This window comes from Pseudomonas sp. SDO524_S393 (assembly GCF_054071875.1).
Genome location: NZ_JBSVVZ010000042.1, coordinates 39453 through 54141 on the forward strand (window position 1 = coordinate 39453; position 14689 = coordinate 54141).

The following is a 14689-nucleotide window of genomic DNA, read 5'->3' on the forward strand; positions in this document are numbered from 1 at the left end:
TTTAAGCGGACGCGATAGCCCTTAAATGCGCCAACGAAGCTCTTACTCCAAGTCGTTCAAAGCCCAGGTTGTCCAGGAATGCCTGCAGCCCGGCGCCTCCATTTCCAGCGTGGCCATCAGTCATGGCATCAATGCCAACGTGATCCGTAACTGGCTACCACTTTTCCGAGATCAACTACCCGCAACCCTGTCGGCGTTTGTTCCGGTAAAGGTCGCCCCGAAAAGGCAGGCCGAGTCATCGGTGATCATCGAGCTGCCATTTGGCGAGCACACCATCACGGTGAAATGGCCATCTTCCGATCCCGAAGGATGTGTCAGTTTTGTCCGTGGACTTGCTTCGTGATCCGCATCGACGCAATTTGGCTGGCCACCGAACCGATGGATATTCGCTCCGGCACCGAGTAAGCGCTCGCCCGGGTCGTGGCTGTCTTCGGTGCGGCGCAGCCGCACTGTGCTTATCTCTTTGCCAACCGCCGAGGCAATCGCATGAAGGTGTTGGTGCACGACGGACTAGGCGTTTGGTTGGCGGCACGGTGTCTGCATCAGAGGAGGTTTTCCTGGCCGAGTAATCGGCATGGCGACCTAATGGAGCTGAATTCTGAGCAGCTCCAGGCATTGGTGGTATCTATGTCGAGGATGTGATGGAGGGTAAAGAAACCATCTACCAATTGATAAAGCCGGAAACTCAAGCCACCATAACTGCACCTGGTTCAGCATTACTGTACTTAAATACGTCGTCAAAGAACGCTAATCCAGCATGAGTCAATACCAGATTGCCTTTTGCATTCCTGTAGGCGATCCCACGCTGCTCGAGATTTTTCCTAACTGCAGATGCAAGAGCCTCCCCTTTCATGTTGCTGGCAGACATGACATCTTGTTTGTCTTCTCCCTTCCCGATCTCCTCCATGATCCCATCAGACACACCAGCTTCCCCGTCGCGCAGAATATCAAGCTGGTAGCCCTGTTCATGCAGTCCGCGAGCAAGGATCAACAGCAGAACCTGTATTTTCCTGACCACCTCGCTGTACTCCTCATCGCGCTCGACTGAACGGATGTAGATAAAGCCATTCCGCATCACCAACTCAAACCCGATGTTCAAGTACAAGGGCTTGTAGCTCTGATCGTAGTTATTGAGCATCTCTTCGAAGAGCGGGTTGGGTTTTATTTCACCATTCTCGTAGGTGTCTTTGTTGATCACCTTCCCCGACATCAACTCTTTGTAGATGGCTTGGCTAAGCTGTTGTCTCACTGCCCTGCTCCTCGATCCTCAATTTGTAATAGGTCAACTTCTGCCTGTCATCCTCAATCACCCCTAACTGGAATCGAGGGGTTAGCACAATGTCCTCTCGGTGCTTTAGCCAAGACACGCCTTCCACTAGGTCAGCAATTTCGTAGTCGCTGATCTGCTGGGCCAGATGTGCGTGAAGCGACGCATGGGCGTCAGGCCCAACCTGAACATGCCACTCATCTATCAGCCTTCCAATTAGTTTTCTGCGCACGTCTAAAGCACGCCTGGCTTTGAGCACGTCCTCTCCCACTGGCTCAACAGACGTTGTTGTTACTTGGGTATTTTTAAGTGAATCCAGGCTACTCCGCAGATGCTCCTGAATGTGAAGCCAATGGTCTACGTTGTGCCATTCAATCTTGCTATCGGCTCTCTGCCTCTTCATGCCTTTGAAGGTAGAGAAACGCTCCAGTACCTCATGATCTTTAGGGATGAGGTTGCCCCTTAGTTTCCCGTCATGGAGCTCCCGACAGGCAGCCAGTAGATCGTTGAAAACACTCTCAACCTGGTCGTACTCACGACGCTGACGTTCATTCTGATGCACGTAGCGCTGCAGAGACTTGCTGATGACCTCCACGTCGTAGCGATAGGAGCGAATGGATGCCACTGCATAGAGAACCTGCTGACCCAATTTTGGCAACTTGGCATCGCGGAACATCTCGGATATCCGCAGCAAGGCAGTGAGTGCCGGCAGGCCTTTCTTCAGAGGTTCCCTCTCGTTGAGGAACTGCAATGTGGGGAGAACATGCCTACCGTAGATTCGGGTGATCGCCTGCAAAGCACCGCGAGCCTGCTTCACCTCGTCGAGGTTCTCAAGGCTCATCACTTCGACGATCTCCGCCAGGCGAAGAGTCTGCCCCTGAAGACTGTCCACGTTCTCCTTGATCTTCCCTTGAGCGTAGCGGATGCGTTCCCGGAGTAGCTTAAGCTCATCCTCGAACGTGTCGTTCCCCTGCTCAATCACTGTCAAATCGCGAAGCTTTTCAAGACTATCATTGAAGCTGTCGCACAGCGCCTCAAGATCGGCGCTACTCAGCTGTCGAAGACGCGATCTATCAAAGTGGCGAAATAACTCGATCAAAAACGGGGCGAAGGCAATGACTCCTCGCTTGGTGTCATGGTGCAATATCAGGCTTGCTCGGACGAGGTTACGCACGTCGAAGGCCGCTTCAATTTTTTGCCGATCGGACTTACTGTCTCCCAGCGAATCAAGCAGCTTCATCACTTGGGACTCGTACAGGCGAGTTGACACTTCTTCGCCAGCCGAGCCTTCATCCATGATGTCGATAAGATCAAGAAAAATGTGCTTATGCTCGATCATGAGCATGACCGTTTTGTCTGCTGCAACGATCATCCGGCAGTGATCTCCGCAACAGCATCGGCGGGATCTTTCTTTGTTCTCAGCGACTCGCTTTCACCTGTGTAGATCACTCGACGTAAGTGGCTGTATGCCCTGTCGGTGGCGAGAAAATGCGAAAGGTCGATGTAGTTTTCGATTACTTTCGCGATAGTAGACGTCGGCTCCGGCGTTGCCCCGAACAGCACGAACCCTTCTGACTCAGCGATGCCACGCGCAGCCTTCAGATTCAAGTGGCTCAGATTCGACAGCTCATCCATTACCAATGGCAAACAGATCTGTGTATTCGCAACCAGCAGCCTACGCAGAAGAATCGATAGCAGGCGGCAGTTAATCATTGCCGTAGTACCGTTGGATTGATCCTCTTCGGTGTACTTGTCATGCCCACGCTTGCGGTACCGATATCCAACCCGATCAATCAGTAGGCTCATATCCAGGGTGGTCCCCCGACGGCCACCGTTAACAAAGAACTCGGTACAGAAAGCTCGTAATCGTTCATACAAGCGCTTCTCGTGGAGCCCGGTTGTCATGAGGTTTATGGAGTCAATATCGACCAACAGCTCTTCGAAATGGGGATTCAATACGCAGTAAATCTCGATCGCCTCGAGGTCAGACACACTGAACTCCGAGAGCTGGTCATCTACCTCTTTCTCGAACTCCTTGATCATCCTTCTGGCGTGTTTGATTTCGTCGATTTGAATAGAGGTATTCGAGTTATGCGCGGTGACCTTGGCCTGGTAGGTCTGCTGCTCACCTTCCAAGGTGCCAAACATCGCCGCGAAAGCTCTCCGACAGCTACGCATCCGACTCAAGTCATGGAAAGCATGGTAGCCAAAGTCTCTGCCCTCTTCGCCCAGCAAGTTACGTTTCAGCAGTTCATCCAAGGCCACTTGCAGAGCTTCTCTGCTCTTGGCTACCTCAGAAGCGAACTGGGAAATCTCCTTGATCTGGCTAGGGTGAAAGAAAGTATCGCGAGCTTTCAGCTTCATTTCGCGGATCGAAAGGAATCCTAAAGTGATCTCAGCTACGTTCCGGATCTGCTCAAGGTAATTGCGCAGATCTTCGTTTTCCTTCCTGACCCTGGCGAGCACTTCTTTTGCGCGCTCAACCTGTACCGCTAGGTCCTCCAGCTCGCCGGCGGCATCCGCCACACTCTCATGTAGCTTGGCCAACTCTACCGTCTGTTCCCCCACCTCAAGTTCCAATGCTTTCTGCTGCTCGCGCATGTAGCCATGCCGACTGAGTAGTTGAACCTCTTCATCAATTTCAATCCGCTCGCGGGTCAGCTTCTTAGCTTTCTCCTTGGCCTGCTCAGCAGTCAACTTACTGTCATCGTTTAGGCGCTGAATGAGGTCATCACAGTCCTTGATATCGTCATCCAGTTTGATCAGGTCTTGCTCGTGCTGCTTCCTTGCTCTGGTCGGGTCGAAAGACATGAAACCAAATGAGGTCTCCTGGCTCAGGAAGCTGATGAAAGAACCTCGCTCCTGGAATAGGCAGCCAAACTCTTTGATGGCTTGCTTCTGGTCAGAGTTGAGTCGAGGAGTCAACTTGGTGAACAGCGTAGAGTTCAAGCTACTCAGAACCGACGCACTGTGACGATCGACCTGCTCGAGAACAGTTTCCACATGTTCATCAAGAATTTTTCGGAGTTGGTCGCGCTGATGGAAAAGACTGTTCTTATTCCTGATCGCCTGGGCTAGTTGTTCAGCGCTCTGAACCTTGTTTGTCAGGGTCTCGATCTCTGCGGTCAACTCTGCGGAGAGATCGGATAAAAGCTCGCGGACCTCATGCTCTGTTGTGCCAGGGTAACGCCGAAGAATCTCGCTGACCTTGAATAGCTGCTTTTGGACACCGTCCAGATCCTTATGCCGGAGACTCAGTGCTCCAGCCAGCTTCAGATACTCAGCCTTGACCAGACCGTGGTGCTGTCTCTTAGCTGAGTGAGCCACATCAAGAGCCTGATATCTCTCGGATGCTGCCTTAACATCATCAAGAATGCTGGACTGCCTTTCAGCCAAGGCATGCTCAACATCGACGATACTCTGAACGATCAGTTCGGATTTCGTCTCAAACAGTTGGAACTGGTTATCAAAGCTCTCCCAAGACCTCCGCGCGCTTTCTATGTCCGCCAGGCGATCGCCTTCTTTTTTCAGGTTCTCATAGTCATCGAGGATCTCGCTCAGGCTGACACTCAGCTCTGCATTCTTACGGTCCTTATCCCCCTCGATGATCGTAGCGATAGTATCCGGCAGAGTGCGGCTGTCCTTCGCCCCAATGTCGAAGGCCAGGTGGATTAGCATCTTCCACGCTTCGATCTCGCGTGCTGTACCGCCATTCCTAAGAGGCAGCAAGCAGAATCGGCCCTCCTCACGATTAAGAGCCTGTTGACCGAAGAGCCGCTGGCGAATGACAGCACCGTCGTTCATTGCCTCCCCGCCCCGAGCTCGGAGATCCGAAAGCACACCAGAAAGTGAGATGCCTTCTATCGGAGCCCCCATGCCTCCATTGATGGGCGACTCAAGGTCCCAAAACATGTGCTGGATATCGGCATACATGCAAGGTACTGCCATACGGCCGTATGAGAATGGTCGATTCCCTCGGTGCAGGACCAAACAGAACGGGCCGTGCATGTTCTCTGCTTCGAGGATGATGAAGGAGTGGTTTTCCGGGAAATAGTAGCTGTAGCTAGCATCAGTCGAGTAGTACGTCCCGGCCGGCCCCTTGAAGGCGAATTTCTTAGCGCAGCTCTTGAAGTTCTCGTGTGGCAGCAAAAAAAGCTTCAATGCATTCAGCATCGAGGTCTTTCCGAGGTTGTTCTGGCCACACAAAGCGGTGTGCTTGTCCACGCGGATTACGGTGTAGGCATAGGCAGCACTGTTAACAAAAATCAGCCTGTGGAATTTGTATACATCCTGGAACGCAGAGGAATCGCTCAACATCATCAGTCCCTTGTCGTTGTCGACATCAAATAGGTTTCCTGCTCTAGCGCTTTTTGGCTGTCTCGCATAAGTCCGATCAGCTCATTGGTTTCCTTGGATAGACCAACGAACTCAAGGAGATCTTGTCTCGTTTGCTGATTTAGTGAGTATTTGGAAGCGCTTAACCGGTGTGCGATATCATCAGGGTACACAAACACGACCCGGTGCCCGTCTGGCAGCCCTTTGAGAAGGGTTCGATACATTGTCAGTCCACCTAAGTCGACATCAAAAAGGCAGTACAGCCTCTGGTATTGGCTGAGAAATGGCATATTCAGTCTGTTGGTGATCTGATTACCGGCGCTGAAAATGACATCGAAACTTTCACTTTGCTCAGCTACGCCACAGTCGGCCAGGATGTCGACGGTCTGTTTGAGAGCTAGGAAATTCTCGAGATTTTCCACCAGCAACGCCGCTGGCCGGAGAGTGTTAGGTGCTTCCCATCCATGCTTGCTCAGAAGAACTACGCTTGGATGAGGATGGACCATGCTTCGTGTTATCAAAAGCGAGCCGCTTACTGCTGCTGCGTGGCTACTTCCGTCCAAAGCAGCACCAATACGACCCGCAACTTCTGATGGAGCGTGTTCACGAATCAGCTCCGCAAAGCGATCCTCACGCAAGACAGCCACCTGATAGCTGCTCTTTCCAATTTTCGACGTTGAAAACGTATCGAACAGATAGCCAGCACCTTTGCCATGCTTCTTCAATTCCTTAGCAAAAGCCTCAAAGTTGATCGGCTGACCAGAGCTGATTGAGTTCAGATAGGTGTAGATCCTCGACATTGCATCCCTTGCGCTCTGCGAAACAAGTGAAACCATAAGGTTTCTTGGCTGAAGCATATACCGCTCGTCGCGGCTACCGAGCTAAACGGCCCACCCGATTGAGCTGCCGCATACATGATGCGCCAGTCACCGAGCAGCTCTATTTCTCTGAAAGCATTCCAACGCATCCTTTGGGTTATTCGCAGAACACACCTGATGCAATGCCCGTTGGACTTCATACTCAGCGTATTCCTTTACCATCAACCCACACCTCCTTAGAAATTCCATTCGGACCATCACCATAAAGGCATATTGAAATCACTCCCCCTCCATGGAGAATCGCCTGCACTACTTTTCCACCATGGATAGCCGTCTCGTGTAACGCCTTCGCGGGTAAAAGTATCCAAACAATACCGTTGGGTGACTGCCTAAAAATTGCTGCTGCAACTCGACCGTTGACGGCATCCTCAGACTGCCTTCAGCTTTTGACAACAGGCAGCAATAGGCCCGAATCGGTCTCTTAGTCGGAGCTAACAGCCCTGCCGAAGGCAGGTCTGTTAAACCGTAGAGGATAAAATGTACGAGCATCCGCATCTGAATGCCGAAACTGTGTGAGCAAAAGAGCTAGAGCGCTACCAGCTCGGCGATTTTTGCCGCAACCACCGCCATTGAATCTTCTGCAGTGTCCAAGCCGCTTCGGGAGGCGAGCAAGGGACTTACATTGCGGAGAGCTTCATACGTCGTGTTGTGCACAATGGGAACGAGCTGGTTACCCGCCAGGAGTGCCGAAAGTTCTTTGTCAGCAACACTCTCTTTGGGAAGGCGCGTCAGCAACGCGGGAGTGACCAGCACAAGCCCAATTCGCGAATTCGCTAAGCCCTTGTCGATTGTGCGCATCATTGGAACACCGAGACCTAGGTCCCTCTCGCTAAACCAAACTTTGACACCAGCCGCCACGAGCAACTCGTGCAGCTCTTTGGCAGGTCCGTGCCGATCGTCCCATGCGTGGCACAGGAAGACGTCACGAAGGTCAGGTTGCTCCGCTGCTCGCGTCTCAACGGTTTCGCGAATTGGAGTGAGGGACTGCACCTGGGCCGGTGAGTACGATACGGATGAACCTGGTCTCGACCAGCGCGGCTTTGAACTGCTGCTGGACCCGCCACCACCACCGCCGCCACTGTTAGCATGGCTACCTCCATTGCCGACCGAGGAGGAGTAGGACGAGCCATAACCGTCATAGCGAGAACTACTGCGGGAACTGGTGCGATAGCGGCATGCAGGACAGGCAGCGGCAGCGGCCGCTGAGTTATGTCCACGTACTGGTGCTGTACATCTAGACATGTCGTAATCCTTTTATATGGGGAGCGACTAGCCCCAGGGCACAAAACGTGCCCTGAGCTCTGTTAAGCGACTAAATCAACTGCTCGTTTTTGGTCGAATGACAATGCGGAACGGTTGGCCGTTAGCACGTCGAATCACCTTCCCCGATTTGGTGGTGATCGTCATGCGATAAATGACCTCGCCTTCCGCCTCGGGCTTTTCGAACATCTCAAGCTGGGACATAAAATGTCTCCTATGAGGTGGCTCGAACACAGAACTCGCTCCCTTGCGGAGGGAGCCCATAGGGGCTACCATCCACAAGCTTTTTCCACAAAGCGCGAGAGACATCTGGAACCAATTCAGACGTCTTTTCCCAAAGGCCGGTCAAGTTCGTACCTTGACCGGCCTTTCTGTTTCTGGCGTTCTGACATCCCATCCAAGCGTACTTTTTGAATCGCCTAAGGTGCTATGGATAGATATGTATCACAACCATAAACAAACCATATCATAATCATTTTGATGACGTCAAGCACTCGTGTGTTATCATTGTTGCTAGATGCGCCCGATCAGATATTGGATATTCAGCAGGACAGGTAAGAAGGCAAGACGGAGAGCAAATGATTGATTTGAGCGAATACAGCCAAGCGCAACGGGAGCGCCTGGTGTACATAGATTTTCGCCTGTACTTCACGGGGGCCGTTTCACGAACTGATCTCATGGATCGTTTCGGGGTGGGCGCGGCGGCTGCCACCCGCGACTTCGCGCAGTATCGGGAGATTGCTCCTGAGAACACTGAGCTGGACACTGTGACCAAGCATTATGCGATACGCGAGACGTTCTCGCCTCTAATCGTGCACTCGCCTGAGCGCGTGCTCACGGCGCTTTCCCAAGGGTACGGATACGGTCTAGATGGAGAGAAGCCACTCATTCTGAACGAATCCATTTCGCTGCTCAGCAAGCCAAAGGTAGAGGTTTTGGCGCCGATCTCGCGCGCGATCAGCCTCAACCAGGTGGTAAAAATCAGCTATACCTCGGGGTCGGGCGAGTCTGAGCGGGAAATCGTGCCGTTCGCGGTCAGCTGCGATGGCTTGCGCTGGCACGTCCGAGCGTACGATCGGAAACGCCAGAAATTTGTGGACTTCGTTTTGGCTCGAATCGGTACGGCTCAGACTCAGTGGGGGGCTAAACCCAAGAACGACGAAAACCAAAAGCACGATGATCAGTGGAATAGAATGCTGGATCTCCCGCTCGTGCCGCACCCTGATAAGAATTATGCGCAGATTGTGATGCTCGACTACGAGATGCCTGGCGGTGTGCTCAGACTTCGAGTGCGCGCAGCGATGGCTGGGTACGTCCTACAGCAATACCACGTGGACTGCTCACCCGACCACAGCATTGAAGACAATGCATACCGCCTATGGCTCAGTGATCCCTTGGCTCTCTATGGGGTAGAAAGCTCAATGTTCGCGCCGGGATACAGAAGCCCAAATGGAGACTTGGGCGGGAGCGATAAAGTTGGAGCCAGTTGAACGAGCTGCGCTTTGAATGCTTGACCTAGATCTCAGTAACAGAGGGGTTCTTGGGGCTCATTGTGCTGGGGCGACCATAGATTTTATGGCTCCCCCTCAAGGCATCAGCTAAACCGACTCAGCAGCTCATACCCCACGTAGGCCATCATCGATCCGAAAAACACGGCCAAAGTGATCGTCAGCTGACGTAGCTTGGCTTGGCTCTGATCAAGGCGGGCGGTCAGGGCGCCAGTATGCTGATTCAACGCCCCGATGATTCTGGCCTGCCCGTCGGACAGTGTGTCAACCAGCACCTTACTGGCCTGCAGTTTTTGGTCTGACTGCGCTTGTGACTGTAGTGAGGCGTCTTTCATGCTATTGAACAGGACTTGATGCACAGCAAGAGTGGCCTTGTGTTGGTGCTCCAAGCGTTGGCTAATCTCTGCTACAGCTGCTTTCAAACCAGAGGCTATTCACGCAGACACCGAATTGACCCACGTGCCGACGCAAGACTGCCCCACCTCCAAATTGGTACAAATCCAGCGTAGGCGAAGGTTCGAGAGGAGTCAGATTGGATCAGTGGCATTTCGGCAACTGGATCAAATCGGCGTCGCACGAACATGTAGTGCTCTAGAAAGTCGCCGTTCCGTCGTATCACTAGTCGTTTCATCAAGCGAAGTGTGCCTCGCCAGCACGCGAGCCTTCGGGCATGATCAGTTCGGAACTGCAATCGTGTTGTTCGAGCGCTGACGCCAGGATGAATACGCATGGAATGCTTCCACATCGACGAAAGTGGCTACACCGGATTCAACTTACTCAATCCTGAGCAACGCGTTCAGGGAGCGACTGCCGTAGCCATCACAGGTGATGAGGTGCCACGACTTAAAGAACATTCCGTTCCGGACAATGATTCCGGAATCAGGCCTTGCGCCGATGAATAACCTAACTGAATCAACAGCAGCCCTACTCTATGGTCCCTTACGCGCTAAGCGCCGCGGTTAACCGCCAATACATCACAAATTCTAGGAGCCAAAATGGCGTACGTGGTGGCTATGCTTGCAACCCGCTGGGGAAGCGAGCTGGGTGGATTAAACGTCTTCAACAAAGGCTTAGCGGAAGGTATGACTCAGGCCCTGCCGAAAGGCAGCAAGACGATCTGCTTTGTAAATCAACAGCCAATTGTGGACAGCAGTTCAGTCGCCATCGAACTTATCGAACATACGACGTTCAACGCTTCCACGCTCATGGAGGACATTGCCAAACGCTGCAAAGAGTTCGAGCCAGAAACGTTACTGGGAGTACTAGTGGTTGGACACGATTCCATAACAGGTCGGGTGGCCATCGACTGCGCCAAGGAGCTTAGTGAGCACCTTGGAAGTGGATTTAACGTCAAATCCGCCGTGATTGGTCACATGGACTACTCGGCGTACGCCTTCATGAAAAGTCAGAGCATGCAGGATGTGGTCAATCGCTCCACAATACAGCGAGACATCATCGCGACCGCAGATTGTGCTTTTGCGGTGGGCCCACTATTACAGCGCAACTTCGCATCAGCACGAAGCGCTACGCACCGCCCAAGATCGCCAGTTAGGCCATTAATACCGGGCGTAGACAAAGTTGATTTTCAGACACACGACTCCCGCGTTGACCTGCACATTTTTATCTCGGGACGTCTTAACCGTGACGATGACCCAATAAAAAACTCGGTATTAGCTGTTCATGCGTTGGCAAAGGCATACGAGCGTGGACGTGCAATCAATGCTGAAGTGTGGCGCGCGCGTGGTCAATTATTCGCCTGGGGAGTTGACCCCGATTCTGATCAAACCGCGCTAGACGAGTTAAAGGAGATAGGCAGTAGGGGCGCAGCATTTGCGTTACACGCTGAACCGTTCTCTGACGATCAGGTAGCTCTGCGTCGTCGATTAGCCCGTTGCCATGTTGCACTGATGCCGTCGTGGCATGAGGGGTTCGGACTGAGCGGTTGGGAAGCCCTTTGTGCAGGCGTCCCGCTCGTGTGTTCGGCTCAGTCGGGGCTCGCTATGCTGCTCGAAGATCTGAAGCAGCAATTCCCAGAGATGACATTCAGCAGTGTCGAATTCGTCAATATCGGGGGCAGCACGACCTCAGGCACCCCCAATCCAGCGGACATCGAGAGTTTTGCCGACGTGTTGCTCGAGATCATGACTGACCTCGAAGAGCGTAAGAAGGCTGCTATTGAGCTGGCAAAACTAATCAAACGTGAATTCAGCTGGAAGCGCTGCGCTTCCGACTTACTTGAGGGCACTGGCTGGTACTTACCTGGATCCGTTCATTGGGCATCCCGACAGGCCGTGGGGCAAAAGCAGGAGGAGTCTCGTCTTGTGTTGGAGCGTATTCTCAGTGATCTACACCATCTGGATCTCGAAGAGGATTGGGGCGATTTAACGACTGCGTTCAACAACCTTAGTGATGCCGGCAAGAGCGTCAATGAAGAGAGTAAAGCCGAGCTGCTTATGAAGCTGCGCGCTATCGGCAGCACTATTGGCAATCGCATGGCCGCCACGAGTCCAACGGAAGAAGCTGCGAGAGAGTCTGGACGTATGGACGTGTGTTGGCGCTTCATGGCGGCATGCTCCAACATATGCTTAAGCTTTAGGGAGTTTTCGGAGTCCTTTCCAGAGGCCATGCTGCAGGTGATCTGGAAGGATGAATTTTTAATAAAGGAATTGTTTTACTACGCCTCAGACTTTGCCGAAGAGTTCTCGCACCAGGCGAGCGAGATTGCACCAAAGTTCTTCAAGCCTACACAGTTACCCGGTGCGGCGACCTCATTTCCCACTCGGCTTGCACGCCTTGCCAGCAAATATCCAGAACTCAAGCAGCTCTTTACAAATATTGAAAGTGACCCAGCATTCGCGCTCGAACACGCGCGCTGCGTGAAAGTAACACGAGAGGCGCATGACATTGCTCTAGCAATCGTAGGCGACCCTGGACTTGCGTCGACAGCACTAGCATTAATGGCGTTGGGCTTAGAACCGGCCCGACAGGTGGCCGATCAGACTGTCACTTTTTTCAAGAACTATTATCCGGATGCGGGCAAGGTCAAGGGTCATTGGCGTGGTGACAAGCGCGTCTTTGCAGCGCTTGCTACAGCAAGCCTCCCGACGCAGGTGCTTCTCAAGGTCCTGCATAGCATGGCCCTTGATGAAGATGAGAGTATTCGTTGGGCTGCATTGCATCTCGCGTTCTCACACACCTTGCGGCGACGGCTGGACGCTGCCATTGCTGCAGGGAGCCTCTGCATCGAAAGCTCCCTTAACGAGGAGCTAGGTAAAATTGTGGACATGGCTGTCGGAGCCGACAAGGGCCATCCATGGCTACATCGGGAATTCCTGACTCATTATTTGGAGGAGCGTGCATCGGCTTCAGAGGCCGGTAATCCAACTCTTTTGAGCGTCTTGGATTTTCCCGTGGCCAGATGGTTGATTGGTCCCGTCGTGGGTGGGACAGCGCCTCAACTCCGCGGCCGGACCCATCCGGAAGTGGCTGATACACGTACCGACACCCTACAGGTTGTGAAACGCATACTGCTCGTGTTGCCCCCCATCGACGATGATGAGTCGGGCGCATCACGAACTAGCACTCCTGCGCTAGGCCTGGGCCTGCTGGCGTCTCATCTCGCAGCGCAAGGCCACGACGTGCAGATCGCTGACTGCCACAGGTTCCCGAAGCTGCGCGCTGAAGTGTTGAGCCTGGCGCGAACTTTCGATCTGATTGGATTCAACACTGTGTTTTCCACCATAAGATCAACAATGAATATGCTCGTCGATATTCGCAACCGGACACATAGTACGACGCTGGTAATTGGTGGTCCGGCAGCCAAGCTCAATGCCTGGCAGTTCTCTATGGTGCACACGGAGGACGCCCAGGCAAGCTGGGACTTTGCCGTTTCGACCAATGCAGTAGAGAATCTGTCTACACTAGTGGCGAGTTTGAAAACTTCAGGACAGTGGCCTGCAGCGCAAGGCATTACTGCCAACCTCAAGAGCTGGAACGTCATAGGTCGCGGCATCCAACGATGCAACACGCCGCAGCAACCATCGCTGGAATCGCCGGGGACTGCATGGTCGGATGTTTTGCTTGATCGCCGGATCTATCGCGTCGGCGATAGCCAATATGAGCCGGCCCGAACAAGGTCGAAGTCGCAGACGTTCCATGAGGCTCATCTGGTCATGTCGCAGGGGTGCGACTGGAACTGCGCCTTCTGTACTGAACGCAGGGATAAGAGCGGAGGTGAGCAACGCCGCAAAGTCGGACATGTACTCGCCGAAATTCGCAATCTATCTCTGCAGCACCAAGATATTCGGATTCAGTTCATTGATGACAACTTGCTACCGCAGATAGCTTCGGATGCGAAAAAGGGCGACAACAATGCCAGATACTCTGGGCTCGCATGGGCTAGCGAGTTTCTAGATGGCCTAGAAAAAATCAAGAAAACGACTGGTGATTCTTTTGGCTGGCGTGGAATCTTCCGCCTTGAGGACTTTTTTTCCTACGATCTGGAACTCGACGACTTCATAGACCGATTGCAACGCTCAGGATGTCGCATGCTCGCATTTGGCGTTGAGCATGGGAGCGAGGATCAACGGAGAAAAAATAAGGCAGCGAGTGAACTCGTCACCAATGCCAAAATTTCAGAACTGTTCCTTCGACTTCACTCAAAGGACATTCTCACAAAAGCCTATTTCATGCTTGGCGGCCCATGGGAGACGCAGGAAACTGCACTGCAGACCATTGATTTTGCCGTTCAGAGCGGCGTGACGCTGGCATATTTCGCGCTATATAAAGATTTCGCTAAGGCTACTAGTGTTCTGAGCAAAGAGCAGCAAGTAGGAGATCCAAAAGCTAAAGGCTATATTTATTACGATCGACTGGCGCTAGATTGGGACCAAGCATTCGCTCACGCACAAGCATTCCCTGACGAAATGAGTGGGCATTGCGCAATGACTAGCGGCCCTATAACTCCGGAGGAGCTGGAGTGCTACCGGCAGCTTTCAGCACTGGGCTTCCAATTTACGGACTTGGTCAAGTACAACGACTTTCACAATGAGGACTCCGATGGCGGCAATCTCCTACGCAGCATGACATGGGGCTCACCGTCGGAATACTTCAATACTGTACAACAAGCCTACCGGAAGTTTTACTTACGACAGAAATTTGTTGAAGACTACGGTATATTACTGGCGCACGGTTACTGACTTTAACCTTGAGTTTTGTATTTACGGCTCAATAAAATATTTTAGCAGACAGAATCCGACATACGCTTTCGGCACTTTGAAAGAAGCCGTCGACAATCAAATCTGAGAAGGTATCGTGACTTAAGTAGAACCGCCTCAAATCAACAGTTGGTGCTCAGGATAGATCACTCTCTCAAGTATTAGTTTGAAGAGAGTGATTTCGTATGCTCGGGGTACCCTACAGGCAGGCCTGAGCCGCGAAGC

11 protein-coding genes are annotated in these 14689 nt (G+C 52.6%); 4 read left to right on the plus strand and 7 right to left on the minus strand.

Annotated features, from left to right (window positions below; all coding sequences use genetic code 11):
* Nucleotides 1-25 precede the first annotated feature (25 nt).
* On the plus strand, nt 26-343 hold the full coding sequence (gene tnpA, locus ACW9IB_RS18705; protein ID WP_084317901.1) for an IS66-like element accessory protein TnpA: 318 nt from the start codon (nt 26-28) through the stop codon (nt 341-343).
* Nucleotides 344-420: 77 nt separating this feature from the next.
* Nucleotides 421-642 (plus strand): IS66 family insertion sequence element accessory protein TnpB, encoded by a 222-nt coding sequence (tnpB, locus tag ACW9IB_RS18710; protein WP_139273005.1) that lies wholly within the window; start codon nt 421-423, stop codon nt 640-642.
* 43 nt (nt 643-685) lie between these two features.
* Here tnpB and ACW9IB_RS18715 read toward each other — a convergent pair whose 3' ends face one another.
* From ACW9IB_RS18715 to ACW9IB_RS18740, 6 genes are all read right to left on the minus strand, one after another.
* On the minus strand, nt 686-1249 hold the full coding sequence (locus tag ACW9IB_RS18715; protein ID WP_024678242.1) for a condensin complex protein MksE: 564 nt from the start codon (nt 1247-1249) through the stop codon (nt 686-688).
* Nucleotides 1233-2639, minus strand: a complete 1407-nt coding sequence (locus ACW9IB_RS18720; protein WP_084317902.1) for a hypothetical protein — start codon at nt 2637-2639, stop codon at nt 1233-1235. The genes ACW9IB_RS18715 and ACW9IB_RS18720 overlap by 17 nt, the downstream gene beginning before the upstream one ends.
* The gene (locus tag ACW9IB_RS18725) at nt 2636-5584 is read right to left on the minus strand and encodes a hypothetical protein (protein ID WP_169717220.1); all 2949 of its coding nucleotides are present in this window, start codon (nt 5582-5584) and stop codon (nt 2636-2638) included. Before ACW9IB_RS18725 ends, ACW9IB_RS18720 begins: the two co-directional genes overlap by 4 nt.
* Before the next feature lie 2 nt (nt 5585-5586).
* Nucleotides 5587-6459, minus strand: a complete 873-nt coding sequence (locus ACW9IB_RS18730; RefSeq protein WP_084317904.1) for a hypothetical protein — start codon at nt 6457-6459, stop codon at nt 5587-5589.
* Between the two features lie 546 nt (nt 6460-7005).
* The gene (locus ACW9IB_RS18735; RefSeq protein WP_084317905.1) at nt 7006-7722 is read right to left on the minus strand and encodes a toll/interleukin-1 receptor domain-containing protein; all 717 of its coding nucleotides are present in this window, start codon (nt 7720-7722) and stop codon (nt 7006-7008) included.
* A gap of 75 nt (nt 7723-7797) precedes the next feature.
* Nucleotides 7798-7944, minus strand: coding sequence for a hypothetical protein (locus ACW9IB_RS18740; protein ID WP_162947744.1), 147 nt, complete (start codon nt 7942-7944; stop codon nt 7798-7800).
* A gap of 374 nt (nt 7945-8318) precedes the next feature.
* On the opposite strand from ACW9IB_RS18740, the gene ACW9IB_RS18745 reads away from it, so the two are divergent.
* Complete coding sequence (locus ACW9IB_RS18745; RefSeq protein WP_084317906.1) at nt 8319-9230, plus strand: helix-turn-helix transcriptional regulator; 912 nt, start codon at nt 8319-8321, stop codon at nt 9228-9230.
* Between the two features lie 104 nt (nt 9231-9334).
* Here ACW9IB_RS18745 and ACW9IB_RS18750 read toward each other — a convergent pair whose 3' ends face one another.
* The gene (locus tag ACW9IB_RS18750) at nt 9335-9583 is read right to left on the minus strand and encodes a hypothetical protein (protein ID WP_259244141.1); all 249 of its coding nucleotides are present in this window, start codon (nt 9581-9583) and stop codon (nt 9335-9337) included.
* Between the two features lie 660 nt (nt 9584-10243).
* On the opposite strand from ACW9IB_RS18750, the gene ACW9IB_RS18755 reads away from it, so the two are divergent.
* Complete coding sequence (locus ACW9IB_RS18755; protein WP_457414867.1) at nt 10244-14446, plus strand: radical SAM protein; 4203 nt, start codon at nt 10244-10246, stop codon at nt 14444-14446.
* Nucleotides 14447-14689: the final 243 nt, after the last annotated feature.